The sequence below is a fragment of the Pedobacter ghigonis genome, from assembly GCF_903166585.1.
Classification (GTDB): domain Bacteria; phylum Bacteroidota; class Bacteroidia; order Sphingobacteriales; family Sphingobacteriaceae; genus Pedobacter; species Pedobacter ghigonis.
In genome coordinates this window covers 1-2197 of record NZ_CAESCM010000034.1, presented here as the reverse complement: position 1 = coordinate 2197, position 2197 = coordinate 1, and the positions used below count along the sequence as shown (strand labels likewise).

At 39.9% G+C, this 2197-nt stretch carries 1 protein-coding gene and 1 tRNA gene; both read right to left on the bottom strand.

All coding sequences use genetic code 11. From position 1 onward, the window contains the following. Positions 1 to 1147 precede the first annotated feature (1147 nt). On the bottom strand, positions 1148 to 1507 hold the full coding sequence (locus HWV58_RS24210; RefSeq protein ID WP_217707066.1) for a VOC family protein: 360 nt from the start codon (positions 1505 to 1507) through the stop codon (positions 1148 to 1150). 337 nt (positions 1508 to 1844) lie between these two features. Continuing rightward, a tRNA-Asp gene (locus HWV58_RS24205) sits at positions 1845 to 1918 on the bottom strand. Between the last annotated feature and the right edge of the window lie 279 nt (positions 1919 to 2197).

Genomic DNA, 2197 nt, shown 5'->3' with positions numbered 1-2197 from the left:
AAAAATAGTCTTCTTTTGTTTTGTCTGTTAGACATCACCTTTAAAATAAAGCTCCTTAATCATGTACTTCGACCAGTACTTCATTAAACCCGCTTTCGCTACATTGACATCTCTTTTAAGAACTTATTCGGCAAAAACCTCGCGGCCGCCTTTCTATATATCTTCAGGTGTTGGTTTCAGCCGGTCTTTCTTGTCCAGCCTTCAGTTTTCGCCTGTTTCAATCTTTTTTTGTTTGCTGTTTGCGACATCCGCCGCTCAGCTTTTTTGCCCTTCCTTTCGGTTGGGAGTGCAAAGGTAGGAATCTTTTTTTAACTTCCAAATAAAATAATTTTTATTTTTTCGTTTCCTTTTTTCCCTTTCTTCGCTATTTCAATACGCTAATTTTATTTAGCTTCCCTTTCCTTCCGGAGCGGGCTGCAAAGGTAACAATCTTTTTCCTTCCTGCAAGCTTTATTTTAAAATAAATCCTGCCCCATCTTCTCTATTGTACGCTTTTCAATTAACTCCCTCTCCTTCCGAGCGGGTTGCAAAGGTAGGAAAAATCACAACACCCACAAATGGATTTGAAGGTTTTTTTGAGGGAATTCGGCTAAATAATTGGTTTACAGCAGGAAATAATGTTGCGGGGAACCAAACAATTGGCGCTTTAGCTTGTTAGGCTGGCTTTGCAAGGTGCTTTTAACCATAGAGGGCGCGACGAAAAGCACGGAGCACGCAAAGCCATTTCCACGATTATAGGCCCTTAGCCCCATGCACTATGCTTTTTTTCATAACTAAGCAGGTAAAAGAATTAAGGTTTAAAGGCGGTTTTTGCTTTTTGTGCGCCATGACGACCCGTCTTGCACCGCCCCAGCCACCTAAACCCGGCCGGAGTGAAAAACCCGCATCCCGATATTTCAATCGAGAGAGGATTTGAAGAAAGGACGGGAATACCTATATAGTAGTACAGGCATTGCTTTTCATATAAAAGAAAAATGAATTATACTATATAAAGCATATATAAAAGCAATACCGAAAAGAATAAGTTACCACATTAGGAACCATACTATATATATGTTAAAAATGTCAACTGTTTATTTGTACTGAATTGCTTTGCATATAATTATAGCATACGTATTTAGCTATACAATAACACTTACCTGCTGGCTTAAGTCAGCCCATCCATGTAAAAGACATTGAACTTATGCCCGTCGGGATCGCAGAAAACAAAACCATAATAGCCCTCACCAAATTCTTCTGGTTTAGAAATCAGCTTTCCGCCTGCCCTATCAATTTCTTCAGCCCATTCATTCACTTCAACCTTGCTGCCCGCGGAAAGCGTAAACACCACTTCATTCCCCTGCTGCAGATCAACCAGCTCTCCATGAATGTTTGGCTTAAGCACATCTTTTAAAAAGAAGTGAATTACGAAATTACTCTCCCCAACCAAAAAACTGGTTAAATCTTTAGAGACACCATTTGGCTTAAAACCAATTTCAGTGTAAAAAAACCGGGTAGTTTGTACCAAATCAACCACAGCCAAATTCGCTCATATCTTTCTTGTTTTCATGATATCGCATTCAATTTATATAATTTAACCACTACTTAGCCTAAAAACAACAGCCAAATGATTGCAATTGATAAACCGCCCGGAACTGGCTTTTGTTTATTCTGCAACCCCATGTATCAAAGATAGATAAGACACAAACTTCTAAAGGGGTGCGTTTAAGATAAATTTAAGTGTAGTACGCGCCAAATCCGAAAACTGACCCGGCAGACGCCATTCATTCCATTTCATCCTACAACCAGGCAAAAAAGCTATGAAACAAAAAAGCCTCAACTTTTTCAAGTTAAGGCTTTTGTTGCGGAATGGACGGGACTCGAACCCGCGACCTCCTGCGTGACAGGCAGGCATTCTAACCAGCTGAACTACCACTCCTTTTGTTCCTCTTTAAAGTTAGAACCTCTTTCCCCTTTCGGGATTGCAAATATAGGGACTAAATTTGGTTTATCACTATAACAAGCAACATTTTATGCTATAATTATGTAACTCGCTGAACCTCATTCCAAATAATTTTAACAGAAAGACTAATCGAGTAAGAAGCAGGGGATTAGTTTCCCTGCTGTCTCCTCACACCACCGTACGTACCGTTCGGTATACGGCGGTTTGTCAGAATAACTTCGTTTGGTGTGTCGTTTTCCAATAGTAATAATTACC